Origin of the sequence: Pseudomonas sp. GW531-T4, from assembly GCF_017349615.1 — a bacterium.
In the GTDB taxonomy this organism is placed as follows: Bacteria; Pseudomonadota; Gammaproteobacteria; order Pseudomonadales; family Pseudomonadaceae; genus Aquipseudomonas; species Aquipseudomonas chlororaphis_I.
This window is the reverse complement of record NZ_JACMZT010000013.1, coordinates 80,463-106,398: the sequence shown is the minus strand read 5'-3', so window position 1 is coordinate 106,398 and position 25,936 is coordinate 80,463. Positions and strand designations below refer to the sequence as shown.

17 protein-coding genes and 1 pseudogene are annotated in these 25,936 nt (G+C 63.1%); 7 read left to right on the top strand and 11 right to left on the bottom strand.

Annotation, left to right across the window (positions count from 1 at the left end; translation table 11 throughout):
* Positions 1-17: 17 nt before the first annotated feature.
* A complete protein-coding gene (locus J4D28_RS13155) occupies positions 18-809 on the bottom strand; it encodes a crotonase/enoyl-CoA hydratase family protein (protein WP_009050118.1) in 792 nt (263 codons plus the stop codon).
* Positions 775-1,110 carry a hypothetical protein gene (locus J4D28_RS13150; RefSeq protein WP_164485202.1) on the bottom strand — a complete coding sequence of 112 codons (336 nt, stop codon included), beginning with the start codon at positions 1,108-1,110 and terminating at the stop codon, positions 775-777. Before J4D28_RS13150 ends, J4D28_RS13155 begins: the two co-directional genes overlap by 35 nt.
* A gap of 85 nt (positions 1,111-1,195) precedes the next feature.
* On the opposite strand from J4D28_RS13150, the pseudogene J4D28_RS13145 reads away from it, so the two are divergent.
* Positions 1,196-2,903, top strand: a pseudogene (locus J4D28_RS13145) (DEAD/DEAH box helicase).
* Between the two features lie 112 nt (positions 2,904-3,015).
* Here the strand turns inward: J4D28_RS13145 and J4D28_RS13140 are convergent.
* Positions 3,016-3,783 carry a class III extradiol ring-cleavage dioxygenase gene (locus J4D28_RS13140; protein WP_016704324.1) on the bottom strand — a complete coding sequence of 256 codons (768 nt, stop codon included), beginning with the start codon at positions 3,781-3,783 and terminating at the stop codon, positions 3,016-3,018.
* 101 nt (positions 3,784-3,884) lie between these two features.
* Here J4D28_RS13140 and J4D28_RS13135 point away from each other — a divergent pair, with 101 nt between their 5' ends.
* A complete protein-coding gene (locus J4D28_RS13135; protein WP_016704323.1) occupies positions 3,885-4,541 on the top strand; it encodes a thiopurine S-methyltransferase in 657 nt (218 codons plus the stop codon).
* 65 nt (positions 4,542-4,606) lie between these two features.
* Here J4D28_RS13135 and htpX read toward each other — a convergent pair whose 3' ends face one another.
* Together htpX and J4D28_RS13125 are read right to left on the bottom strand one after the other, a co-directional pair.
* Positions 4,607-5,497 carry a protease HtpX gene (gene htpX, locus J4D28_RS13130; RefSeq protein ID WP_007931437.1) on the bottom strand — a complete coding sequence of 297 codons (891 nt, stop codon included), beginning with the start codon at positions 5,495-5,497 and terminating at the stop codon, positions 4,607-4,609.
* A gap of 303 nt (positions 5,498-5,800) precedes the next feature.
* The gene (locus J4D28_RS13125; protein WP_009050115.1) at positions 5,801-7,012 is read right to left on the bottom strand and encodes a pyridoxal phosphate-dependent aminotransferase; all 1,212 of its coding nucleotides are present in this window, start codon (positions 7,010-7,012) and stop codon (positions 5,801-5,803) included.
* Between the two features lie 224 nt (positions 7,013-7,236).
* On the opposite strand from J4D28_RS13125, the gene msrB reads away from it, so the two are divergent.
* The 3 genes from msrB to J4D28_RS13110 all read left to right on the top strand — a co-directional run bounded on the left by msrB (position 7,237) and on the right by J4D28_RS13110 (position 8,685).
* On the top strand, positions 7,237-7,629 hold the full coding sequence (msrB, locus tag J4D28_RS13120; RefSeq protein ID WP_009050114.1) for a peptide-methionine (R)-S-oxide reductase MsrB: 393 nt from the start codon (positions 7,237-7,239) through the stop codon (positions 7,627-7,629).
* Between the two features lie 112 nt (positions 7,630-7,741).
* Positions 7,742-8,227, top strand: coding sequence for a glutathione peroxidase (locus tag J4D28_RS13115; protein WP_009050113.1), 486 nt, complete (start codon positions 7,742-7,744; stop codon positions 8,225-8,227).
* Positions 8,224-8,685 carry a MarR family winged helix-turn-helix transcriptional regulator gene (locus tag J4D28_RS13110; RefSeq protein ID WP_009050112.1) on the top strand — a complete coding sequence of 154 codons (462 nt, stop codon included), beginning with the start codon at positions 8,224-8,226 and terminating at the stop codon, positions 8,683-8,685. Before J4D28_RS13115 ends, J4D28_RS13110 begins: the two co-directional genes overlap by 4 nt.
* Here J4D28_RS13110 and J4D28_RS13105 read toward each other — a convergent pair.
* Complete coding sequence (locus J4D28_RS13105; protein WP_009050111.1) at positions 8,669-10,990, bottom strand: response regulator; 2,322 nt, start codon at positions 10,988-10,990, stop codon at positions 8,669-8,671. The genes J4D28_RS13110 and J4D28_RS13105 overlap by 17 nt on opposite strands.
* Positions 10,991-11,154: 164 nt before the next feature.
* On the opposite strand from J4D28_RS13105, the gene J4D28_RS13100 reads away from it, so the two are divergent.
* Positions 11,155-12,045 (top strand): ATP-binding protein, encoded by an 891-nt coding sequence (locus tag J4D28_RS13100; protein WP_009050110.1) that lies wholly within the window; start codon positions 11,155-11,157, stop codon positions 12,043-12,045.
* Positions 12,042-12,524, top strand: a complete 483-nt coding sequence (locus J4D28_RS13095; RefSeq protein WP_007931444.1) for a GAF domain-containing protein — start codon at positions 12,042-12,044, stop codon at positions 12,522-12,524. The genes J4D28_RS13100 and J4D28_RS13095 overlap by 4 nt, the downstream gene beginning before the upstream one ends.
* 7 nt (positions 12,525-12,531) lie before the next feature.
* Here J4D28_RS13095 and J4D28_RS13090 read toward each other — a convergent pair whose 3' ends face one another.
* The 5 genes from J4D28_RS13090 to J4D28_RS13070 all read right to left on the bottom strand — a co-directional run bounded on the left by J4D28_RS13090 (position 12,532) and on the right by J4D28_RS13070 (position 25,624).
* A complete protein-coding gene (locus J4D28_RS13090; RefSeq protein WP_103330999.1) occupies positions 12,532-15,480 on the bottom strand; it encodes an HD domain-containing phosphohydrolase in 2,949 nt (982 codons plus the stop codon).
* 219 nt (positions 15,481-15,699) lie between these two features.
* A complete protein-coding gene (locus J4D28_RS13085) occupies positions 15,700-17,904 on the bottom strand; it encodes an ATP-binding protein (protein ID WP_103330998.1) in 2,205 nt (734 codons plus the stop codon).
* 8 nt (positions 17,905-17,912) lie between these two features.
* Positions 17,913-18,539, bottom strand: coding sequence for a response regulator transcription factor (locus J4D28_RS13080; protein ID WP_009050106.1), 627 nt, complete (start codon positions 18,537-18,539; stop codon positions 17,913-17,915).
* 290 nt (positions 18,540-18,829) lie between these two features.
* Entirely contained in the window at positions 18,830-23,788 is a 4,959-nt protein-coding gene (locus tag J4D28_RS13075; protein ID WP_103330997.1) for a hemagglutinin repeat-containing protein, read from the bottom strand.
* Positions 23,789-23,899: 111 nt separating this feature from the next.
* Positions 23,900-25,624: a ShlB/FhaC/HecB family hemolysin secretion/activation protein gene (locus J4D28_RS13070; RefSeq protein ID WP_103330996.1), complete on the bottom strand. Its 1,725-nt coding sequence runs from the start codon at positions 25,622-25,624 to the stop codon at positions 23,900-23,902.
* Positions 25,625-25,936: the final 312 nt, after the last annotated feature.

Sequence of the window (25,936 nt, the reverse complement as noted above, 5' to 3'; positions counted from 1 at the left end):
GCAACTGCCTGAAGCGTTCAACACCCCTTGAACACCCCCGGCCGCTTCTCGACCATCGCTCGTACACCTTCCTTGGCGTCCTCGCTGTTCAATAGCTTCTTCACCAGCGGCGGCAGCCCCTGCGCCGCCGCGCTTTCCCCTTCGAGCCGGGCTTGCCGGGCCGACATCAGGGTCGCCTGAACCCCCAGCGGCGCCTGGCTGGCGATCCGTTCGGCGAGGGCCAGGGCGCGGGGCAGCAGGTCTTCGCTGGCCATGACTTCTTGCACCAGCCCCAGGCGCAGGGCTTCATGGGCGTCGAATTCGTCGCCGGTGAGCAACCAGCGCATGGCGTTGCCCCAGCCGGCGATCTGATGCAGGCGCAGGGTGGCGCCGCCGAACGGAAAGATGCCGCGTTGCACTTCCAGCTGGGCGAAGCGGGTATTGCTGGCGCACAGGTTGATATCCGCCGCCAGCATCAGCTCGATGCCTATGGTCAGGCAGTAGCCCTGCACCGCGACTATCACCGGTTTGCTGACCCGTGGCCCGGCGAAGACGCCCCAGGGATCGCAACCGCCGGCCGGCGCCTGCCAGCCTTTGGCGAGCTTGGCCCCGACGTTGGCCAGGTCCAGCCCCGCGGTGAAGTGCTCGCCATGGCCGAACACCACGGCGACTCGGGCTTCGGCACAGGCCTCGAACTCGCCATAGGCCAGGCTGAGTTGATCGAGCAACTGCAGGTCGAAGGCGTTGCGCTTGGCGACCCGGTCCAGGCCGATGAGGAAGAGATGACCACGTTGTTCACGGCTGACGCGACTGCAACTGGGCTGGCTCATGGGGCATTTCCTCGGACGGTAAAGAGTGTCTCGGACCGACGGTATCGGCCGGCAAGATGAACCGTTTAAGCGTCATCCCCCGACAGGCGTGGGCCTGTGCAAAATAGACCTTTGCCGGATTATCCGCAAAGCCTGTGACAACTAGGTATTCAGCGGGTTTTTCCGATAAAAAAAACTCCCTTTTTTGAGTAATTCCGGTATAGTGCGCGCCGGCCTTTAACCGGGCCTCGTTTAGGTGATGCAATTCCCCGAAGTCAGCTTCGGCTGCTTGTCCGCTGCGCGGACTATCCTTGACGTTCATTTCTTTCAATCGTTTTCGCAAATCCCCGCCGACAAAGCTGCCAGGGTGACTCTTGAGTCTTACACGGCATGCGCAGCTTTGGAGCATGGGTCTTTGCGGATGCACTTAGAGGCAGACCCATGACCCAGGAAATCGGCGGCTTCGCCGCTCTTGAACTTCATCCCAATATTGTCGCTGCAGTAGTCGCTACCGGCTATGAAGAGCCTTCGGCCATTCAGCAGCAGTCGATCCCGATCATCCTCGCCGGTCACGATATGATTGGCCAGGCGCAAACCGGTACCGGTAAGACCGCCGCGTTCGCCCTGCCTATCCTGCACCGCATTGATCCGTCCAAGCGCGAGCCGCAAGCTCTGATCCTGGCCCCAACCCGTGAGTTGGCGCTGCAAGTTGCAACCGCTTTCGAAACCTACGCCAAGCAAATGCCGGGCGTAACTGTTGTGGCTGTCTACGGCGGCGCGCCGATGGGCCCACAACTGAAAGCAATCCGTAATGGTGCACAGATCGTTGTCGCCACTCCGGGCCGTCTGTGCGACCACCTGCGTCGCGACGAAAAAGTCCTGGCGACCGTGAACCACCTGGTTCTCGACGAAGCCGACGAAATGCTCAAGCTGGGCTTCATGGATGACCTGGAAGTGATCTTCAAGGCCATGCCGGAAACCCGCCAGACTGTACTGTTCTCGGCCACCTTGCCGCAGTCGATCCGTGCGATCGCCGAGCGTCACCTGAAGGACCCGAAACACGTCAAGATTCAGAGCAAGACCCAGACCGTCACCGCGATCGAACAGGCTCACCTGTTGGTTCACGCTGACCAGAAGACTTCTGCCGTTCTCAGCCTGCTGGAAGTGGAAGATTTCGACGCCCTGATCATGTTCGTGCGCACCAAGCAAGCGACCCTGGACCTGGCCAGTGCCCTGGAAGCCAAAGGCTACAAAGCCGCTGCGCTGAACGGCGACATCGCCCAGAACCAGCGTGAGCGCGTGATCGACTCCCTCAAGGATGGCCGCCTGGACATCGTTGTGGCGACCGACGTTGCCGCCCGTGGCCTGGACGTACCGCGCATCACCCACGTATTCAACGTGGACATGCCGTACGACCCGGAATCCTACGTGCACCGTATCGGCCGTACCGGCCGTGCCGGTCGCGAAGGTCGTGCGCTGCTGCTGGTGACTCCACGCGAGCGCCGCATGCTGCAAGTGATCGAGCGTGTAACCGGTCAGAAGGTGGCCGAGGTTCGCCTGCCGGACGCCCAAGCCGTTCTCGATGCGCGCATCAAGAAGCTGACCAACAGCCTGTCGCCGCTGGTGGCTGACGCTGAATCGACCCACGGTGATCTGCTCGATCGCCTGACCGCCGATATCGGTTGCAGCCCGCGTGCCCTGGCCGCGGCCCTGCTGCGCAAGGCCACCAACGGTCAGGCGCTGAACCTGGCAGCGATCGAGAAGGAACGCCCACTGGTGCCGAATAGCGCGCCACGTGGCGACCGTCCTGAACGTTCTGGCGATCGTCCTGATCGCGGCGAGCGTGAGCGTCGTGCACCGATGCCTCTGGCTGAAGGTCGTGCCCGTTGCCGTACCGCGCTGGGCGCGCGTGACGGTATCGCGGCCAAGAACCTGCTGGGCGCCATCCTCAACGAAGGCGGCCTGGCCCGCGAAGCCATCGGTCGCATCCAGGTGCGTGACAGCTTCAGCCTGGTCGAGCTGCCGGAGGAAGGTCTGGAGCGTCTGCTGACCAAACTGAAGGACACTCGCGTGGCCGGCAAGCAGCTGAAGCTGCGTCGTTATCGCGAAGACTGATCGGCGCTGAGCTGATCGGTTGAACGAAAAAATCCCCGCCTGGTGCGGGGATTTTTTTTGCCTGGCGTTTTGATCCGGTAGGGCTCGCCAGGCTTCATGCCCGACAGTGGCATCAACCGAAGCGGTAGATATCCATGCCCAGCGCGCCCATGGTGAAGCCTTGATGGGCGATGCTGAAGTCGCCACCGGCGCCTCTGGCGAAGTACAGCGGCAGCAGGTGTTCGTCGCTGGGATGGCTGCGCACGGCATTGGGTGCCTGGCGACGGTAGTCGTGCAGCGCGGCTTCGTCGTTGGCGGCGAGTTTCTCGATCATCCAGTCGCGAAAAGCCTTGGCCCAGGGCTCGACGCTTTCCGGGCCAGCGTGCCAGTCCAGCTCGCGCAAGTTGTGGGTAATGCTGCCCGAGCCGATCAATAACACCCCCTGTTGCCGCAGGCTGGACAGTGCATGGCCGACCCGAGTCTGCAAGGCCGGGCCCATTTGGCTGGGCAGGGAAACCTGGACCACCGGAATGTCCGCCTGTGGGTACATCAGCGACAGCGGCACCCAGACCCCATGGTCGAACGGGCGCTGGTCGTCGAGCTGCGCCGGCAGGCCGTCGGCCCTGAGCAGCTGTGCCACCTGTTCCGCCAGTTCAGGCTGGCCAGGGGCTGGGTATTGCACGGCGAACAGCGCCGCAGGGAAACCACTGAAGTCATGCCAGGTTTGCGGTTGCGGGTTGCTACTGACCCGCAGGTCCTGGCTTTCCCAGTGGGCCGATACCAGCACTATGGCCTTGGGACGTGGCAGCTCGGCGGCCAGGCGGGCGAGGGCCGGGCCGCTGGCGCCGGGTTCCAGGGCAAGCATCGGCGATCCGTGGGAGATAAACAGGCTAGGGAGCATGAATAAGGTCCTGAGCGTTAAGATGCACCATCTTCAATCAGATCATTGATCTAAATCTAATATAAGTTTTTGTGGTTTTTGATCGAATTTCAGGGTGATTTATGCAGCCGGAGTTTTGGCACAAACGGTGGGAGCAGAATCAGATCGGCTTCCATTTGTCCGAGGTTAATCCTTATCTGCAGCGCTACTGGCCTCAGCTGGGACTGGCGCCGGGGTCGCGGGTACTGGTGCCGCTGTGCGGCAAGAGCCTGGACCTGAGCTGGCTGGCCAGCCAGGGCCATCAGGTGCTGGGTATCGAGTTGTCGGAGAAGGCCATCCAGGACTTTTTCAGCGAGCAGCAGTTGCAGCCGCAGGTCAGCCTTCGAGGTGGGTTCAAGGCTTATGAGTACGGTCCGATCCAGCTCTGGTGCGGCGATTTTTTTGCCCTGCGGGCCACGGATGTCGCCGACTGCCAGGCGTTGTACGACCGGGCGGCGTTGATCGCCTTGCCGCCGGAGATGCGCGAGCGGTATGCGGCGCATCTGCAGTCCATCCTGCCCCAGGGCTGCCAGGGGCTGCTGATCACCCTGGATTACGACCAGGTACTGATGGCGGGGCCACCTTTCGCCGTGCTCGATGACGAGGTCAAGGCCTTGCTCGGTAAACGCTGGCAGCTGCGGGTCGAGGAGGAGCGGGACATTCTTGGCGAGAGCTGGAAGTTTCTCCAGGGCGGCGTGACCCGCCTCGAAGAGCGGGTCTATCGCTTGCTGGTGCGCTGAGTTCCGGTTTCCACAGGCAATAAAAAAGGGCGACCTGGGTCGCCCTTTTTTGTGTTGCGCCAGCATTATCCGCGACGACGACTCAGTGCGTCGATACGCTCTTCCAGCGGCGGGTGGCTCATGAACATGCGAGCCAGGCCTTGCTTGAGGCCACCGTTGATGCCGAAGGCATTCAGGGTGTCGGGCATGTGCACCGGCAGGCCCTGTTCCGAGCGCAGGCGTTGCAGGGCGCCGATCATTGCCGCGGTACCGGCCAGTTGCGCGCCGGCTTCGTCGGCACGGAATTCGCGCTTGCGCGAGAACCACATGACGATGGCGCTGGCCAGGATGCCCAGGACCAGTTCGGCGAAGATGGTCGCGATGTAGTAGGCGATACCCTGGCCTTCTTCGTTCTTGAAAATCACCTTGTCGACGAAGTTGCCGATGATGCGCGCGAAGAACATCACGAAGGTGTTCACCACGCCCTGGATCAGCGCCAGGGTAACCATGTCGCCGTTGGCCACGTGACCGATCTCGTGGGCCAGCACGGCTTTCACTTCATCGGGCGAGAAGCGCTCGAGCAGGCCCTGGCTCACCGCGACCAGTGCGTCGTTCTTGTTCCAGCCGGTGGCGAAGGCGTTGGCCTCGTAGGCCGGGAAAATACCGACTTCTGGCATCTTGATCCCGGCTTCGCGGGACAGTTGCTCGACGGTTTGCAGCAGCCATTGCTCATGACGAGTACGAGGCTGGGTAATGATCTGGGTGCTGGTGCTCATTTTCGCCATCCACTTGGAGATGAACAGCGAGAACAGGGAACCGGCGAAACCAAAGACCGCACAGAAAACCAGCAGCTGATTGAGGTTGAGATCAACCCCATTGGCCGCCATGAACCCGTTGAAGCCGAAAAGGCTCAGGGTGATGCTGGCAATCAGCACGACCGCCAGGTTAGTGGCCAAGAACAGCAGGATGCGCATCATGGTTGTAGAAATCTCCTCATGCTAAAGATGTAGCGTTCTGCGGGGTATATAAGGTGCGGCACCGGCCTATTCAACCGGGTGACTATTTCAAACTGTGTCCTGCAGGCTGATTTTAGACGCTTGCATGAGCTTTCTGTCGCAGGTGGGGAAGGCACCGGAAGCTGACCAGCGCTTCAGAGGCGTGTTACCACTGGGCACGAGGTGCAAGGCAAAGATACAGAAGGGTAGGCGCAGCAGGGAGTACAGAAGTGTTGCTGAATTAATCGCAGTGCGACCCGGGGCGGTCGCACTGCGTCGCAAGGCTTACTGGCGATACGACTTGAGGAAGCTGCCGATACGGCCGATCGCCTGTTCCAGGTCATCGACCCGCGGCAATGTCACGACACGGAAGTGGTCCGGCCATGGCCAGTTGAAGGCGGTGCCCTGAACCACCAACAGTTTCTCCGAGAGCAGCAGGTCCAGGACGAACTTCTCATCGTTGTGGATCGGGCAGACTTTCGGGTCGATTTTCGGGAAGGCGTACAGCGCGCCCATGGGCTTGACGCAGCTGACGCCGGGGATGTCGTTGAGCAGTTCCCAGGTGCGGTTGCGCTGTTCCAGCAGGCGGCCCGGCGGCAGCACCAGGTCGTTGATGCTCTGGTAGCCGCCCAGCGCGGTTTGGATGGCGTGCTGGCTCGGCACGTTGGCGCACAGGCGCATGTTGGCCAGCATGTCGATGCCTTCGATGTAGCTCTGGGCGTGGTGCTTGGGACCGGAAATGGCCACCCAGCCGGAACGGAAACCGGCCACCCGGTAGGACTTGGACAGGCCGTTGAAGGTCAGGCACAGCAGGTCCGGCGCCAGGGAGGCGGTGCAGACGTGCACGGCGTCATCGTAGAGGATCTTGTCGTAGATCTCGTCGGAGAACACCACCAGGTTGTGCTGGCGCGCCAGTTCGAGCATCTCCAGCAACACTTCCTTGGGGTACACCGCGCCGGTCGGGTTGTTCGGGTTGATGATCACCAGGGCCTTGGTGTTCGGGGTGATCTTGGCCTTGATGTCGGCGATGTCCGGCCACCAGTTGGCCTGCTCGTCGCACAGGTAGTGCACCGGGTTGCCGCCGGCCAGGCTCACGGCCGCGGTCCACAGCGGGTAGTCCGGGGCCGGTACCAGTACTTCGTCACCGTTGTTGAGCAGGGCCTGCATGGCCATGACGATCAGTTCGGAAACGCCGTTGCCCAGGTAGATGTCTTCGATGCCGACGCCTTCCACCTGCTTTTGCTGGTAGTACTGCATGACTGCCTTGCGGGCGCTGAACAGGCCCTTGGAGTCGCTGTAGCCCTGTGCGGTCGGCAGGTTGCGGATCACGTCCTGGAGAATTTCGTCCGGCGCTTCGAAACCAAAAGGCGCCGGGTTGCCGATGTTCAGCTTGAGGATGCGATGGCCTTCCTCTTCCAGGCGTTTGGCGTGCTTGAGCACTGGGCCGCGAATGTCATAACAGACGTTGGCGAGCTTGTTCGATTTGCTGACCTGCATGGCGATGTGTTCCCGAAAATGAACGATCCAGACGGTGAGTGAGCTACCGTACTGGGAATCCTGCGTTTGCACACAGGCCTGAAGCCTGGGTTCGCGGCGGCAAAATCCGTTTGAACCCGTGTAACACGGCTGCCAGACTGGCGTCTAACGAGGCGCAATCATACGTGCCGCCCGATCCGTGGAAAAGATACAGATCGGGCTTTTTCAGTTGCAGAGGAAGGACCATGGAAAAGCTGGAAAAAACCCTTGAAGAATGGCGTGCCATGCTCGATCCGGAGCAGTACAACGTCTGCCGCCTCAAAGGCACCGAACGGCCGTTCTCGGGCAAGTACAACGCCACCAAGACCGACGGTGTGTATCACTGCATCTGCTGCAATGCGCCACTGTTCGACTCCAAGGCCAAATTCGACTCCGGTTGTGGCTGGCCGAGCTTCTACGAGCCGATCGGCGAGAGCGCCATGGTCGAGATCCGTGACCTGAGCCACGGCATGATCCGCACCGAAGTGGTCTGCGCCAAATGCGATGCGCACCTGGGGCATGTATTTCCGGACGGTCCGCCGCCGACCGGCCTGCGCTACTGCATCAACTCGGTGTGCCTGGACCTGGTTCCACGCTGATCGTAGTGGGCGCCCAAGGCGATTTTTCGAAATCGCTTTTTGGCTAATTAAATTGCACACAATTTAATTGAGCGCTATTTTTATCGCACCTTTCGTTTCTGGAGTCCGCGCCATGAGTGACACATTGCTGAACATTCCGTGCACCACCATCAAGGGCGAGCAAAAGACCCTGGCCGACTTCGCCGGCAAGGCCGTGCTGGTGGTCAACACCGCGAGCAAGTGCGGTTTCACCCCGCAGTACAAGGGCCTGGAAGAACTGTGGCAGACCTACAAGGACCGGGGCCTGGTGGTGCTGGGCTTTCCCTGCAATCAGTTCGGCAAGCAGGAGCCGGGCAACGAAGGGGCGATTTCCGAGTTCTGCGAGCTGAACTACGGCGTCAGCTTTCCGCTGTTCAAGAAGATCGACGTCAATGGCGCCGAGGCGCATCCACTGTTCGTGCAGTTGAAAAAACGCGCGCCGGGGGTATTGGGTTCCCAGGGCATCAAGTGGAACTTCACCAAGTTCCTGATCGGCAAGGACGGCGCGCTGGTCAAGCGTTTCGCCCCGGCTACCAAACCCCAGGACCTGACCCGCGAGATCGAAGCCCTGCTCCAATGACCGACCTGTCCGCCGATTCGCTGAAACTCGACAGCCAGCTGTGCTTCAAGCTGTACGCCGCCTCGCGGGCCGTAGTGCGGGGCTACAAGCCGATGCTCGACCAGTTGGGCCTGACCTATCCGCAGTACCTGGTGATGCTGGTGCTCTGGGAATGGCAGGCCACGCCGCCCGAGCTGCCGACGGTCAAGGCACTGGGGGAACGCCTGGCGCTGGATTCCGGGACCCTGACACCGCTGCTCAAGCGCCTTGAACAGCTGCAACTGGTGCAGCGCCAGCGTTCGTCCCGCGACGAGCGCGAGGTGCACCTGAGCCTGAGCGAGGCCGGCCTGACCCTGCGCGATCAGGTGCCGCCGCTCAAGGCCGCGCTGTTATGCGACAGCGGTGTCGACCTCGACAGCCTGAGCGAATTGCGCAATGGCCTGGACCGTCTGCTGGCCCAGGTCAAAGCGCTGTCGTAGTCGGCACCCAGAGGTCCAAGAGGGCGATCAGCTCTTCACGGCGGAAGGGTTTGGCCAGGTAGTCGCTCATGCCCGCGGCCCGGCAGCGCTCGCGCTCTTCGGGCATGGCATTGGCGGTCAGGGCGACGATCGGCAGGTCCGGCCAGCGGCCGCTGCGGCGGATCTGCCGGCTGGCCTCGTAGCCATCCATCACCGGCATGTTGCAGTCCATCAGCACCAGGTCGAAATGCTGGTGCTCCAGCACGTCCAGGGCTTCGGCGCCCTGGGAGGCGACCGTCACTTCGCAGCCGAGCTTGCTCAGCATGCCTTTGGCCACCAACTGGTTCACCGGGTTGTCCTCCACCAGCAGGATGAAGGCGCGGCGCAGGGGCGCCAGGGTTTCCAACTGGGTTTCATTGATCACCGCGGTTTCGGCCAGCAGGGCCCGGCGCAGGGTCTGATACAGGGCGTTGCGCGCCAATGGCCGCGCCTGTTGCTGCAACGGCGCCAGGGCGCTGGCTTCTTCGCTGGGCAGGAAACTGCCGTAGGCGGTGACCAGCAGAATCGGCGCGCTGATGCTCGGGCGCAGGCCGAACAGGCATTCCGGGCAGTCGGTGATCAACAGGTCCGGCTTCTGCCCGAGCAGTGATTCATCGAGATCGCAGCGCCGATATTCCAGCCCCCAGAACGGCAACTGCACGCTCAGCAGTTCGGCCAGCCCGCTGCCTTCGGAGGTAATGGCCAGGACCTGGCCGTGCAGAGGCGACGGTGGGCTGGCAGGCGTGTGGCAGGGCAGCGGCAGGTCGGCACAGAACTGGCTGCCAAACCCCACTTCCGAGCTGATGCTCAGGCGCCCCTGCATGGCTTCGCAGAGGTTGTAGGTCAGCGCCAGGCCCAGGCCGGTGCCGCCGTATTGCCGGGTGATCCCGGCGCCGGCCTGGGTATAGGGCTGGAAGATCTTCACCTGGGCCTCGCGGGCGATGCCGATGCCGGTGTCGCAGACTTCGATCCTGACCCCGTCTTCGAGCCTACGCAGGCGCACATCGACACGGCCGAAGCGGGTGAACTTGAGGGCGTTGGACAGCAGGTTGCTGACGATCTGCCGCACGCGCGTGGGGTCGCCGAGGACCAGCGCCGGGAACTCCGGCTCGATCAGGCAGGCCAGCTCGACACTCGGCGCGGCGTTCTGCGACAGCAGGTTGGCGGTGTCCTCCACCAGCACCCCGAGGTCGAAGGGGATGCGCTCCAGCTCCAGCTGGCCGGCGTCGAACTTGGACATGTCGAGAATATCGTTGAGCAGCTCCACCAGCACTTTGCCGGAGTCGTGGGCGATCGACAGTTGCTGGCGTTGTTCGGCGTTCAGCGGACTGTCCAGCGACAGGGCGATCATGCCCAGCAAGCCATTGAGCGGCGTGCGGATTTCATGGCTCATGTTGGCCAGGAAAGCGGCTCGCGCCTGGGCCATGTCGAGGGCGGTACTACGAGCGATTTCCAGCTCTTCGTTGGACTGGCTCAGCCGGTCGTTGATCGCCTTGAGCTCGGTGGTGCGCGCCGAGACGATATTTTCCAGCTGCCCGAGGTAGTCGGTCAGGCGGTTTTCGGCATTGCGCCGTTGCTGGATCTCGGTGGCCATGTTGTCGAACTGCTGGTTGGCGACCTTGACCAGTACGCCGATCTCGTCCTGTTCGTGGCTGGGCGGAAAGTCCAGTCGCGTCTGGTCGGGGTTGCGCGGATCGCGGCCGCTGAGCTCGCGAATGACGCCGACCAGGGGTTTGGTCAGCATCACGTAGAACAGCGCCAGGAGCAGACCGGTGAGGATCAGGCTGCGCATGAAACCGTTGATCAGGGTGATTTCCGCACGGCGCAGGAAGCGGCTGCCGAACGAGTAGGTGTCGACTTCCAGGTGCAGGACGCCGAGGGATTCCGAGGGCAGGTGATCGAGGTACAGGCGGTCCTGGAACTCGCGCTTGGCGCCGAACAGGAAGTCGCTGAGCATCCGGTAGGGGCTTTGCTGGGCCGGTCGGGTGACGTTGGCCAGCAAAGTGTCGTTGTTGTCGATCAGCCGGGCGCGGATGATCGCCGGCGAGCGCAGCAGGCCGAGCGTCAGCTCCTGGGCGAGTTCGGAGTCGATGTTGTAGGCGATACGCGAGGCCGGATTGTGGCTGATTTCCAGGAGCGCGTTGATTTCCCGGTTGATGGAGGCATCTTCGCTGGCATAATCGATGCCGATTTGCAGCAGACTGAGCGCCGTCCCCAGGACAAACCCGACCAGCACAGTGAGCCTGGCTTGCTTGTAAGACAGGCGGTTGGTGAACTTGATGTCCATGGGGTGTTGAACCAATTTCCGTTTCCCTTCGCTGGGCAAGCATAGCTGATCGTCAGTGTGTGCCGGCAGGGCCCGGCACCGTTCGCCTGCGATAGACCTGGCCGGCGGAAGGTCGTTTCGTCTGCGTGCCACATCATTACTGGGAACCTGCCCGAGGAGAAGTCGTGGAATCTCGATTGAATGCTTTTCTTGAACGCGCCGACGCGGTTCTGGCGCGTATCGAGCCGCTGTTGCCCGCGCCGCGACAAGCCATCGACTGGAGCCAATGCCTGGCCGCGCGCTGGCAGCGTGAAGGCCGCAGCGGTTTTCTGCTGCCGCTGGAGGTCAGCCTGGACATGCGCTTGTCCGACCTGATCGGCGTCGACAACCAGCGCGACCAGTTGGGGCGCAATACCCGGCAGTTTCTCGACGGCCTGCCGGCCAACCACGCCTTGCTGTGGGGCTCGCGTGGCACCGGTAAATCGTCGCTGGTCCGCGCGCTGCTGGCCGAGCATGCCGAGCATGGCCTGCGCCTGATCGAAATCGAGCGCGATCACCTGGCCGACCTGCCGCGGGTGGTGGAGCAACTGGTCAAGCTGCCGCAACGTTTCGTGCTGTTCTGCGACGACCTGTCGTTCGAGTCGGGCGAGGGCGACTACCGGGTACTCAAGAGCGTGCTCGACGGCTCGCTGGAGCAGGCCCCGGATAACGTGCTGCTGTATGCCACCTCCAACCGCCGGCACCTGGTGCCGGAGAAGGAAAGCGACAACGAGAACTGGAAGCGCGTCGATGGCGAGCTGCACCCGAGCGAGGCGGTGGAAGACAAGATTGCCCTGTCGGACCGCTTCGGCCTGTGGCTGTCGTTCTATCCCTTCACCCAGGAGCATTACCTGAACGTGGTCGAGCACTGGATCGGCGAGTTGGGAAGCAAGGCTGGCCTGCAATGGCAGCGTGACGAAGCCCTGGACATCCTCGCCGTGCGCTGGGCCACCGGCCGCGGCAATCGCAATGGTCGCTGCGCGTATCAGTTCGCGCGCTACTGGGTAGGTTTGCAGTTGTTGGAGCAAAAAGCATGATCGATCTGCAGAACACCGGCAAAGGCCTGGACGGCTATGCCTTGCTGTGCGCCCAGCTGGAATCGTTGCTGGCCGACGAGCGCGATTTCATTGCCAACGCCGCGCAATTCTCGGCGTTTCTGTTCAATCAGCTGGACGACTTGAACTGGGCCGGGTTCTACCTCAATCGCAACGAGGAACTGGTGCTCGGCCCGTTCCAGGGCCAGATCGCCTGTGTGCGCATTCCCTTCGGACGTGGCGTGTGCGGTGCGGCCGCGGCGAGCCTGCAGACCCAGCGGGTCGAGGATGTGCACGCGTTCCCCGGGCATATCGCCTGCGACAGCGCTTCCAACAGTGAGTTGGTGGTGCCCCTGGTCAAGGATGGACGGCTGATCGGCGTGCTGGATCTGGACAGCCCGAAAATCGCCCGCTTCACCCTCGAGGATCAGGCCGGCATCGAGCGCCTGGCGGCAATTTTCCTGCGCCTGACCGACTGCTGAGCCCGCGTCAGGCCCTGAGGCCGGCCTTGCCCAGCACGCCCTCGGGATCTACCGCATCGATCTGCTGCGGTTCCATGAAGCGGTCGGCGTACTGCTGGTAGATCCCGGTCTGGATAAACAGCTCGAACAGCTGTGGATCGATATGGGCATCGCGGCACATGGTCGCCATGATGCCCAGCGCTTCGCTCAGGGTCTTGCCCTTCTTGTAGGGGCGATCGGCCGCGGTCAGCGCTTCGAAGATATCGGCGATCGCCATCATCCGCGCCGGCAGGCTCATCTGCTCCCGTTTCAGCTGCCTGGGATAACCGGTGCCATCCATTTTCTCGTGATGGCCGCCGGCGATCTCGGTGATGCTGTTCAAGTGGCTGGGGAAGGGCAGGTGGCTGAGCATCCGGATGGTCTGCACCATGTGGTGATTGATCACGTAGCGCTCTTCACGGGTCAGGGTGCCTTTGCCGATTTTCAGGTTGTACAGCTCGCCACGGTTGTACTTGTAGGGCGGCACATCGAGCTTGAAGCCCCAGGGATTGTCCGCCGGAATCAGCTCGCAAGGGTTGCGTTCGATCAGATGCTCGGGCTTGTCGGCCAGCAGCGGTTCGATGACCGGCAGGGGCGCCGCCGGGGTACGTTGCTGGCGGCGGTTTTCTTCCCAGGACACGCCCAGGCGATCGTCCAGGGTGCGGCTCCAGGTGCGTTGGGCAATTCGTTCCAGGTGTTGCAGATCGGCCTCGGCCATGGCTTCGCTGCCGAGGTTGCAGCGGGCGATAAAGGCAAAGTCGTCGTCCAGTTCCGCCAGGCCGGCATCGCGGATCGCCGCCAGCGAAGCCTCATCGCCACCCTGGGCACGAGCCTGCCAATAGTCGATCCAGAGATCGCGCTTGAGCACCTCGAAGCGGGTGCGGATCTCGTGGATGCGGTCGTTCAGGGTTTCCAGCTTGGTGGCCTTGTCCACCACGTACTCGGGGGTCGTGATCTTGCCGCAATCGTGCAGCCAGGCCGCGATATGCAACGCCTCCCACTCGTCCTCGGTGGGCTGGTAGGCGCTGAACGGCGGTTGCTGGCTGGCCGCGGCGGCCTGGGCCAGCATCAGGGTCAGCGCCGGCACCCGCTGGCAATGCCCGCCGGTGTACGGGCTCTTGGCATCGATCGCCCCGGCCAGCAGTTGGATGAAGGCGTCGAGCAATTGTTTTTGCCGGTTCTGCAAGCGCTGGCTGTCGATGCTGACCGCCGCGGCGCCGGAGACTGCCTGCAAGAAAGCGATGCGGTCCGGGCGCAGCTTTTCCAGGTCGGCTTCCTGGCCGCTGTCGGCCAACAGCAGGACAAGGATGCCGACGGTTTCGTTGTGACGATTGTGCAGGCGGATACCGATCAGATGGACGCTGGGGCAATTCATGGCCAGCAGCACGCTTTGCAGGTCGGCCGCCTGCTCGAACCCCAGGGTCGTGACCACGTTCTCGCTGTTCGCCAGTTGCCGCAGCCACACCGGGCTTGCGTCGTGCTGGGCATCCTGGCTCCGTATGTCGAATGCCGGCAGGTCCTGGACATTGCCGGCGATGATCAGGCCGTGAGGCTCCAGGCTCATGCCTTCGTTTTCCCGCAGGTAGATCAGCCCGGCCTGGGCCTGGCCGATCTTCATGGTTTCAAACAGCACCCGTTGCAGCAGCGGGTCGAAGCGGGTTTCCGCGGAAAGGCTGGCGGTGATTTCAAAAAAGCTGGCCAGGGTGTCTTTCATGCGGGCCATCGACACGCTCAACTGGTCGACTTCCAGCACCGGCGAGCGGCGGGTCAGCGGGTAGTTGAAATCGAAGCTGCGGACGGCGTCGGCTTCCTGCACCAGGGCGCGCAACGGCCTGACCAGCACCCGTGAGGTCAGCCAGCCGAGTGGCAGGCACAGCAGCAGAATGCTCAGGGTGATCAGCGCGCCTTGCCAGCGCATGCGATAGGCGTCCGCCAGCAACTCGTCCTCGGGCACCAGCAGCGCCAGCTGCAAGCCACGGGGCCCACCTTCCTGCAGATGACGACTGGCAACTATCCATTGGCGATCCTTGAGTCGCAGGCGATTACCCTGGGCCTTGCCCTGCAACAGCGCATCGAGGGCCGGGTTCAGGTCGTTGGCGCGGATCAGCCGGGCACTCTGTTCTTCGACGATCAGGCGACGGCTGTCCGGATAAGCCACGGCATGGCCATTGCCATCCACCAGGGCGATTTCAGTGCTGGGCGTGACCCGATGCTTGGCCAGGGTGGCCGAGAGTTGTTCCAGGGTCAGGTCGGCGCCCATCACCGCGTTATGGCCACTGCGGCGGGCGAGGGTGGTACCGACGTTGCGGGTGGAGAAAAAGACGTACGGCTCGGTGGTGATCTGATCGGTATCGGCCTTGGCGTTGGCAAACCAGTTGCGGCTGCTCGGGTCGTAGGCTTCCTGGGAATTGTCCCGGCGGCTGACCAGGGCGAGGTCGGCGTCGTAGAACAGCGACTGTGAATGCAGTTGCCCGGTATGGCGGTCGCGCTCGATGCTCCAGACTTCATAGGCCGCGGGTCCGGGGGCCTGGCGGGCCTCCTTCAAGGCCTGGCTGCGCAAGGGCCGGACCATGAAAAAGTCCCCGTCGGCATAACCCACATAGAGGGAAGCCAACTCGGGATTGTCCTTGAGCGATTGGCTGAAAGGCCCGAGCAGCGCCAGGCGTTGCCCCAGATCGGTGGCCTGGACGGCCGGATTGCCCACCAGCAGGCTGAGCAGATGGCGAATCGGTTCGTAGGTCGCTTTCAGGTCCAGCTGCACGTCCTGTTCGATGCGCTGGAACAGTTTTTCGCTGCTGGAAAGGATGATGCGGGTGGTCTGCTGGTAATTGAAAACGCCCAGCACCACGCCGGTCAGCAGAAGCAGGCAAGTGAACATCACGCTGATATGCACATGGAGAGGAAATCGGCGTTTATCGAACGACAGCGTGCTCGGCATTACAGCTCTCTCCAGGGGGCGCGTGATGCGCAGCTCAACGTCTCAGCATAGTTAAGGCAGGTGCATTGTGCTCAGGGGAGGCGGCTCCGGGGGCGTTGCGAATTGCAGTCTGATGGAGACTCGCCATGAGGCTTTTGCGGCCGACTGACAGGATAGTGGCTTTTTGATATTTATCTGGCAACTAGCGGCAAACACAAGCTGTTGCGTTGGTGATGGGGCTCAGGTCAGGGGCGCGCTGGGCTGTTGATCGATCTGCCACAGCAGGGCCCGTTCGAGCTTGAGCATGGCCTGTTCCAGGGCGGTTCTGCGCTGCGTCAGGGTTTGCCTGTCCGCGTCTTCCAGAACGGCCTGCTCAAGGGCTTCGCACTGCGCTTCAAGGTCTTTGGCCTGCACCATCAGCGCCGAGCCCTTGATCTTGTGGGCCAGTTCCGCGAGTGCTCGGGGCGGTGGCTCGCAGGGCAGGGCCATCAGTTGCTGGCGGTCCCGATAGCTGCAATGCAGCAGTTCGGTGAGGATGCGCAGGGCGAACTGCGGTTTGCCACGGGACAGGGTGCGCAGCGCTTTCAGGCTGAACACGCCATTCCAGGGCCGCGGTTGCAGGCCAGCCAGTTTGTGACTGAGGGTCGCCAGGCTGACAGGCTTGAACAGGCAGTCATCGATGCCGGCCTGTTCGCACTGCTGTCTCTCTTGCGGTCGGGGGCTGGCGGTCACCCCCAATACCCGGCAGGCCGCGCGGGACTCCAGGCGTTCATGCTCGCGGATGGCGCGGATCAGCTCGTAGCCGTGCATGCCCGGCATGTTGCAATCGACGATGAGCAGGTCGAAGAACCCCTTGCACCAGAGCTCGAAGCCTTGCTCGACGTCTTCGGCGGTGCGGCAGCGGTGCCCGAGAAAATGCAGTTGTTCCCCCAGCAGCAGGCGGTCCGCCGAATGATCGTCAATCACCAGTACGTTCAAGGCCCGGGTGGCAGGGGCAATGAGTGGCTCGACGAGGGTCGCGGGTTTTCGCGCGGGCTGACAGGCCAGCGGCAACAGGACCCGTACTTCCGTGCCTATGCCCGGCTGGCTGGCCAGTTGCAGCGTGCCTTGCATGAGTTCGCAGAGGTGACGGCAAAGGGTCAGGCCCAGCCCGGCGCCGTCAGGCCGGGAAAGGGGGCGAGCCTGGGCCTGGAAGAAGGGTTCGAACAGCCTGTGCTGATCCTGCTCGTCGATGCCGATGCCGCTGTCCGTCACTTGCAGCATCAGTTGCACCTGTTGCGGCTGCGTGGCCGCTTGCAGGTCGAGATGGACCCTGATCTGGCCCTGTTCGGTGAACGTGATCGCGTTGTGCAGCAGGTTGCCCAGGACCTGCCTGAAACGCAGCGGGTCGAGCAGCACATCGACCGGCTCGAGGCTGGAGTGGAAGGTCGGCAGCAGCTTGAGATGCTTCTCCCGGACCTGGCTGTCGAACTCGCTGACAACGGTTTCGACAAGCAGGCGCGGGTCGAGCCATTCAGGCTTCAGCGCCAGGCTGCCTGATTCGATGCGGGCGATATCGAGGGTATCGTCGACCAGGGCCTGCATTGTCCGCGCCGAGCGATAAGCCATTTCAATGACCGGACCATCCTGGGACTGGCTGGCGGAGCGCTGCTGCAGCAGTTCCAGCGCACCGATCAACGCATTCATCGAGCGGCGCAGTTCGTGGCTGGTGCTGGCCAGGAATGCACTTTTCGCCCGGCAGGCCGCTTCGGCCTGTTGCCGGGCGGCCTCGAGGCTGTCGCTGAGCCGATGGCGTTCGCTGATATCGACCCAGCCGCCGATGATGCCCCGGACCTCGCCGTTCGCGTCCCGATAGGGCAGGACCCAGTGCTGGACGGTCAGTTCCTGCCCGTTCAGGCGCAGTGGCCGGTCACGCAGCAGCGGGCGGCCTTGCGCCATGACCCGCTGGTAGTCAGCGTGATATTCGCGGGCCTGCCCGGGATCGTCCATGACGCCCTGCAACAGGGTTTTGCCGATGAGCGCTTCGCGGTGGGCGGCGAGACTTTCCAGGTAACTGGCATTGCAGCTTTGCAGCAAGCCCTGGCGGTCGCGCACGTAAGTCGGATGCGGCACGCCGTCGATCCAGGCCTGCATGAATGCGAGCTGCTGCCCAAGATCATGCGCGGCCTGTTGCTGGCGGGCCAGGCGTAGGTGCAGCCAGGCATTCCAGCCCAGGGACGCCAGCAGCGGCACGCCAAGCCCCAGGCCAGCGAGCAGGAGCAGCCCGCGATGGCCGTTATCGAGAGGTGGGTCGGCAGCCGATTCAAGACAAGGCGCGGTGCCAGTGCACTGAGGGGCGGATGTTATTCCGGACTCTCGTTGCCCGGCCTCGACCAGGCCAAGAAACAGTACCGCCAGAACGGTCGTGGCCGTCAGGGTTAAATAATAAGAAATGTGTTTGAACATCCTGTTTCTCACACCAGTTCGTGACGTTGTGCCAACTCGATAAGTTCCGCCATGGAAGTCGCGCGAAGTTTGTGCATGATTCTTTTTTTATAGGTGCTGACGGTCTTGCCACTGAGAAATATGCTGTTGGCTATTTGCGTACTGGTGCTGCCCTTGGCAAAAAGTTGCAACACCATGAGTTCCCGATCACTGAGCAACATCAGGCGGTTCAGTTCGTCGTTCGAAGTTTCATCCTGCCTTGGCGTTTGCAGGGCATGACTCGGAAAGTAGTTGTAGCCGCACAGCACGGCCTTCATGGCGCTGAGCACTTCGCTCAGGTCTTCCTGCTTGCACACATAGCCGCAGGCCCCGGCCTGCATGCAGCGCCCGGCGAACAGGGCTGGCGACTGCGCCGTCAGCACCAGCACCCGCAGCGACTTGTCCAGGGCGCCGAATCGCAACAGCAGCTCCAGCCCGTCGAGCTTGGGAATGCTGATATCGAGCACGATCAGGTCCGGCATGCTGTCACGGACCATTTGCAGGGCATCGACCCCGTTATCGGTTTCGCCGACGACTTTATAACCTTCATGTTCCAGCAACATGCGGATGGCCAGTCGGATAACGGGATGGTCGTCGATGATGAAAACAGAACTCATGGTCAAACCCGTGGGAATAAATACAGGGCTGGACCTTAGCGCAGGCAGGACAGTGGATATATGCGGGTTAAGGCGGGGTTGGGGACAATAAGGCAGTTCTTACATGAAAGACGGTTTCGGATTACAGCGGTTTTTCAGTTGAAAGTAGGAATGAGTATCCAGCCATGTAAAAGGTAAGGAGATGTTGGCGGTTTAGTGCAGTTTTCGCAGGGCAATAAAGGGAGGAGGGAAGGGAACAGAGCGAGGCTGCCCCCCGTTCATGGGGGGCAGCCGATCACGGAGCGCTTGCCTCAGGGCGCTTTCTGATCGATGCCGGCCTGCAACAGCTGGCTGTCGCTATGGCCGCCGACGCGCAGCGGCCCCAGGTTGAACGCCTGATCCTTCTGGGTGGCCTCGTCCTGCTTGCGGGTCAGCTCATCCTTGGCGCCGAGGGCCAGGTTGACCGGCGACTTCGACAGGTTCAGCCCGACGTCGGCACGGTAATCCGTACCGGCCAATGCCGTGGTGCTGACGGTCGAGCCGCCGAGGTCGACCTTGCCCTCGCTGGCGCCGATCCGCGCGCCGCTCAGGCGGGTCTCCCCCGACACTTGCAGGCTCACGCCCCGGGTCCCGCTGATGCCTGAAGCCTCTGCCACGCTGTCCTTGCTCTGACGGCTGACATTCAGGTTCAGGGTCGGCGTGTAGGAAGTGTTGCCGCTCTTGTCGCCGAACAGCACGCCTTCCGCGGTGTTGGTCAGCTTGCTGCCAGCGCCGGTTTTCTCGCTGACGGCGTAGCTGTCGCTGGTTTTCGGCCAGACCCGTTCCTTGAGGCTGGAGAAGCGATCGCCCAAGGCTTCGGTCTTGTCGGCGAGGTAGCCCTTGGCTTTGTCCACGCCGCGACCGAAGGCGCCCTTGGGTTCCGGGTTGACGTCATAGCTGCCGCTGCGGGTGAATTTCTCGCCCAGGCGCTCCTTGGCGATTTCGGCCTTGTTCACCAGGGTGTCCTTGGCCGCCACCAGGCGCTCGGTGCCCTTGTCGACGACGTTTTCCAGCTTCTCGCGGTGCTTGTCGAAACTGCCTTCGGCCTTGGCCTGCAGCTTGTCCTTGAGCGGGCCGGTCTGCTTGGTCAGCTTGTCGACCACGCCAGGCTGGTTCTTCTCGGCGTCCAGGCGGGCGTCGAGGTTGACCGTGGTGCTGCTGAGCTGGTCCTTGCGGCTCTCCACCTTGAGATCGCCACCGATCCGTCCATCCACCTGATTGGCGTCGATGCGCGCCCCTGCCAGATGGGTGTCGCCGTTGCTGACGAGCGTCACCTGGTCGGCCTTGATCAGGCTGTTGTGCTGGGTGTTGCTGTGCACCTGCGCGACATCGATCTTGGCCCGGGCGTGGATACCGCGATCGGTTTTCGGCGAGTCGTGTTCGCCGGCGTCGGCGCGGGTGGTCTTGCCGCCATTGCCACCAGCGCCCAGGGTCAGGCCCCAGTTGTTGTGGGCCTGGGTGGATTGCGCCGACTCCTGGTAGATCCCGCCGCGGTCAGCGCTGAGGGTGACGTTTTTGCCCTCGACCTGGGTGCCCTGCAAGTGCAGCGCGGTGTTGCTGTCGGAGCCGCTGGCGAGTGTTACCTGGCCATTGCTGTGCAGTTGCCCGCCGGTCTGCTTCTGGTCCTGTTCCGAGACCCGGCCGATGTTGAAGTTGGCGCTCAGGTTGGCGCTCTTGCCGCTGCTCTGCTCGCTGCTGGTCTTGCTGGCGCCGCCGGTCAGGCCGCCACCGAGGTTGCTGCCCTGGCTGCTGTGGGTGTCGACCGCGGCCTGCAGGTCGAGTTTGCCGCCGGCGTTCAGGTTGATGTCGCCGGTCTTGGCGGTTTTGCTGCCGATGGTGGTGCCCTGCAGGATCAGGTCGCCACCGCTGGTCAACTCGACCGGGCCTTTGCCCTGGATGGTCGCGACCCGCGCCTGGCTGTCCTGTTGGTCCAGGCGCTTGTGGTCCAGTTGCACGCCAGCGCCGAGGTTGAGGTTATTGCCATTGGCGCCCGGGGCGCTGCCGACGGTGAGCGAGGCGTCGCCGCGCAGGCTGGAGTCGCTGCTGTTCTGGCGGTCATTGGCCTGGTTCAGCGCCAGTTCGCCGCCGCTGTGCAGCTTGACGCCGGCTTCGCCGCCATCGAACCGGCTGCCTTCGTACTGGCCATCGCCGCTCAGCGCGATGTCCACGCCCTGTTTGCCGACATAGCTGCCGACCACCGCCTTGCTGCTGTCGCTGCGCTTGTCGCTGCTGCCGCCAGCGCCGCTGCCACGTACGTTCAGGTCCTCGCCCGTGGTGGTGTAGACCCGTACGCCGGCCTTGGCGTCCAGCGCCTGCTCGCTGCTGCTGTGGGTATTGCTGGCGGCCTTGGCCACCTGGCTGCCGGCATCGATCTTCAGCGTGCCTTGGGTGGCCTCGTAGCGGCTGCCCTCATCCTGCAACTGGCCGGCTACCTTGACCTCCACCTGGCCGCCCTGGAACTGGCTGACCACGGCGTTGCTGCCTTGCTCGGTGCGCTGTTTGTTCTGGTGGCCGACTTCCACGTCCAGGCCGACGTTGGGTTGTTCCAGGGCGTCGAGCAGGCCCGGCTGATGGAACTTGCGCTGGGCCACGCCTTCGATGGCTTTTTCCACCGGGCGGGTCAGGCCCTTGTATTCGACGTTGGCGCCGACATCGGCGCTCCAGGTGTTTTCCTTGTGGCTGGTGGACTCAGTGTTGTGCACCGCGCGGTTGTCGACCTGCTCGGCATTCACCAGCAGCTTGCCGCCGGCCTTGACCTGGGCGCCCTCGGTCACCAGGGTGTTGCCGGCCTTGATGGTCAGGTTGCCGCTGGCGGCGATGCCGGTGGTGTTGGCGGTACCGGTGTCATGGGTGTCCTGGGTGCTGCTGTGGGCGAACTCCACACCGTTGCCCGCGCGGTCCAGGCCGCCGGTGTAGTAGAAACCGCCGCCGGTGGTGCGGGTGTCGGTGCTGTTGCTCTTCTGGTCGTGATCGGCCAGCAACTCGACCTGCTTGCCGCTGAGGCTGGCATCGCCGTGGGTGGCCTTCAGGTCGCTGCCCTTGATGCTCAGGTTGCCGCCCGCAGCGACTTGCAGGCTGCCGCCGCTGAGGCTTGAACCCTGTTGCTGGGTGTCGCTGGTCTTGACCGTTTTCTGCTGGTCTTCGTAACGCACGCCGGCACGGTATTGCCGGGTGCCCGGGGCATTTTCCTTGGCATAGGCGTCGAAGCCACGGGTGTGGGTGGTGCTTTCGCTCTGCGAGGTGTTTTGCGCCGAGTCGATCTTGATGTCGCCGCCAGCCTTGGCTTCGAGCTCGCCGGTCGCGGCCACGTGCGCGCCGCTGATGGCGATGTCCTGGGTGCTTTGCAGCTTGAGGTTGCTGTCCGAGCGCAGGTCGCTGGTGACGGTGGTGCTGTCTTTGCGGTTCTGCCGGCTTTCATCCTTGGTGATGCCGAAGAACTTGCTGTCCTTGCTGTAGCTGTTGTCGTGGGAGCGGTCTTGCACGCCGTCGATGGTCAGCGAGCCGTTTTCGCTGATCACGCTGGCCTGCTTGCCGCCACGGGCCTGGCTGCCGCTGATGCGGACCTCGTCGGCCTTGACGATCAGGTCGCCCTTGGCGTTGACCTTGCTGCCCTTGTTCAGGGTCTTGCCCTTGTCGCCGTCGCCGTTCTTGCCGAAGAAGCTGCCGCCGACCAGATCGCCGGAGTAGGACTTGTCGCTGTTGCTCTGGGTGCGGCTGGCACTGGTGATGTCCACCTGGCGCCCGGTCAGCTCGATATTGTTGCTGGCCAGTTCGGCGCCCTGCAGTTGCAGCTGCTTGCGACTGGTCAGTTGTAACTGTTCTTTGGCCTCCAACTGGCTGGTGATACTGCGCTGTTCGCTGCTGGACTTGTCCCAGTCGGCTTTCCACAGGTGCTTGCGGTGGTGGCCCTGGTCGCGTTGTTCGTGGGTTTCGGTGGCGGCGGTCAGGCGCAGGTCGGCGCCGCTGTCGACCGTCAGGTTGTTGCCGGCCTTGATCTGGCTGGCCTTGAGTTCGGTGTTGGCGCGGGCCTTGAGCTCGGCATCGCGGCGGGCGGTCAGCTGGTTGCCGTGCTGACGGCTGTCGCTGTCGGTCAGGGTGCGGTCGTAGGTTTCCCAGGTGATGCCGATGGTGCTGTTGCTCCACTGCTCGCGTTTTTCCTGGAGCTTGCGGCTTTCGATGGCGCTCAGGGTGAGGTTGCGTCCGGCATCGAGCTTGATGTCGCGGGCGCTGACATCGGTGGCGGCGAGGGTCAGGTCCTGGCCGCTGCGCAATTGCACGTCGCCCTGGCTGCTGTGCACGCCGGCACGGACGGCGTCGAGGCTGTCGGGCTTGGCCTGGCCGCTGATCTGCAGGTCGCCGGCAGACGCGATATCCACCCCGTCGTGACCTTTGACCTGCACCGCGCCGACCCGCACGCCGGCGCCTTCGGCGGTGCTGACAATGTTGATGCGCCCGGCCTGCATGGCGCCGAACAGGCTGGCGTCGATGCGTTGCTCTTTGGTGTTACCGGCCGGGTCGGTGCTGAGCACCTTGCCGCTGGCCGGGTCCACGCGGTTGCGTCCGACGGTGAGGTTGAGCTGGTTGCTGGCGGTGATGTCGCCCTGGCTGTCGATGCGCGGGGCGATCAGATTGATGCTGCCATTGTCGTTCTTCAGGCCTCGGCCCTCGACCGTCAACTGGCCTTTGGCGTCACCGGTGCTCAGGGCTTGCAGCTTGCCGTCGTTGAGCTCGGGGCGACCGACCAGCAGGCTGGCGTTCGGCGTGTTGATGAAGCTGCCGCCGTTGACCGAGATGCCATTGGGGTTGGCCAGCACATAGTCGGCGGCGCGGCCGAAGATCTCCTGGGTGCCGTTGAGCGCCGAGGCGTTGCGGCTGATCACCTCGTTGAGAATCACGCTGGCGTCCTGGCCGTGGAACTGCGGGTTGGCAGCCAGCTGCCCGGCCAGTTGCGAGGCGCCGGATTGCAGGGAGTTGTTCAGCACCACGCCCTGGCGATCGACGTTGTAGTCGAGGAACTGGTTATGGGAGAGCCCGGCGCCGTTGGGCGCGACGATGTTGACGATCGGCACGCCGTTCTGGTTTTGCAGCTGCGGGATACCGCCCGGGCCCGGGGCCACGGTGATACCGCCGGCCAGCGCCTGCGGCAGATGGGAGACCAGGAGCAGGCTGGCGATGGCCAGGCGCAGTTTGCCCCTGGGGGACAGGTGAAACACAGATGTGTTGTCGGGCATAAGAAGCTCTCTATGTGTGGGCCGAGTGGCGGTGCGCGCTGTTCGTTGCAACGCTGCTGTAGTGTTCAGGCTCGGCTGTTTTTTTCAGGCTGATGCACGGTTCGCGGGACCTCAGATCTGCACGCTCAGGCGGGTCAGCCAGGCGGGCGATTCATGGTGAAAACGCTGGGGTGTTTCCAGGCTGTGCTGGTAGTCGACATCGACTTGCACGTTCTTCCAGCTCAGGTTCAGGCCGATGCTGGCGCTGCTCAGGCGCTCGCTGCTGGCGCCTTCTTGCGCCTTGATCCGGCCGTGGTCGAAGGCCAGGCGCGGGGTCAGCTTGACGGGCAGGTCGTTCTGCAACGGCAGGCGCAGGGTGTTGCGCCAGATCCCGCCGATGGCGCCCGAGGCGCTGTTCTCGCGATAGCCGCGCACGGCGGAGTCGTCGGTGCCCAGCAGTTGTTCGATGGCCGGCAGCGGGTCGGGGCTGTACTGCAGCGACAGCTGGCTCTGCCACTGCCAGGGCTGGCTGGCGAAGTGGCCATTGCGCCATTGGCTGAGGCTGGCGCGGTATTTGCGAAACTGCGCCTGCGGCAGGTTTTTCTGCACCTGTTGCGAGTCGCGGTCGGCGCCGAACCAGGTCAGGCCCTGGGCGTAATTGATGTCGAGGTTCCACACCGCGCTGTCGAGCCAGAACAGGTTGAGCCCGGCTTCGGCCACGGTCAGGGTCGGGCTCTGGATGCCCAGGCGGACTTTCTCCAGGTAGCTGTCGACATCCTTGTGGGCCAGTTGCAGGTTGGCGCTCAGCTGGTGCCCCTGGTCGCGCCACAGCACACGATCGGCGCGCAGGCTGAGCAGGTCGGTGCGCCCGCTGTTGTAGAAGGTCACGCTGCTGAGCTTGAACGGCGCCCGGTACTCGGCATGGCTGGCGAACAGGCTGTAGGTCCAGTAGCCGTAGGGGATCGAATAGAAAACGCTGGCGCTGCGGCTGTAGCGCGGACCGTGATTGAGGGTGTCGCTGAAGTTCAGGTTGAGCGCGTCGTTGAGTTGCAGCGGGCTGTCGAGGCTCAGGTTGACGGAGTTGCGGTCGCGCCCGGTACTGGCGCTGCCGAGGTTATCCACACCCAGCCCGAGGGCCCAGCGCGAGGCGCCGCTGCTGCGCGAGCGCAGGATGATCCGCGAGGCGCCGGGTTGGCTGCCGGGAGCGATATCGGCGGTCAGGTCGAGGGAGCGCAGGCGATTGAGCTGGTCCAGGCCCTGTTCCAGGTCGCGCAGGTTCAGCGGTTCGCCGAGCATGCCGGGAAAGGCCCCGGCCAGGGAAACCGGCAGGCTCTGGTCGGCCAGTTCGACGGCCTCGACATAACCTTCGTCGACCACGATATCCAGCGAATGGCCGGCGGCGGGAGCGCTGCTCAGGTAGGGGCGGCTGGCGATGTAACCGGCCTCGACATAGATCCGGGTGATCTGCGCCAGCAGGTGGTTGATCCCATTCACCCCCATGCAGGGCGCGATATAGGGTTCGAGCTGGCGGTTCAACCGGTCTTTCTTGAACAGCGTGACGCCGGCGATCCGTGTGCCGCTCAGGGCCCAGCACTGTTCATCCTGGCCACCCTGGGTGGTTTCGGCGGGAGTGACCGCCGGGGTCCCGAAGCTGCCGCGCTGTAACTGGCGCTGGCGCTGTTCCAGTTGCAGTTGTTGCAGGTCGCGCTGTTGCTGTTGCTGCAGACGCAGGGCTTCCTGACCCGGTTGTGGCATATCGGCGGCGGCCACCGGCAGGGACCCGGCCAGCAGCGAGAGCAGCAACCAGCGGTGCAGGCTGGTATGGCAACTTGGGTGACTTGAGGACGTATGGGGCACTCGACATCCTTAACAGTGAAAAACGGACGAGGAAGTGCGGGAACAACTTATCGACACGGATTCATTCCGTGTACTCACTTCCATTTTGACGCTTGAGTCCTGGGCGTGCTCTTTGTTACAGCGAGGGGTGAAATTATTTTCGAACTAACCGTTGGCTTGAAGTTTGAGTGAAGGTACTTAGTTCGCTTGCTATTTGTTTTGCCGGCGATCATCCGGCCTGGGGTCATGAACGGGGAACGATCTATCGAGGCGTGAAATTAACCTTGTTAAGCCATTACGGTTCGAGACTAGCGGAAACGATAAAGTTGATTT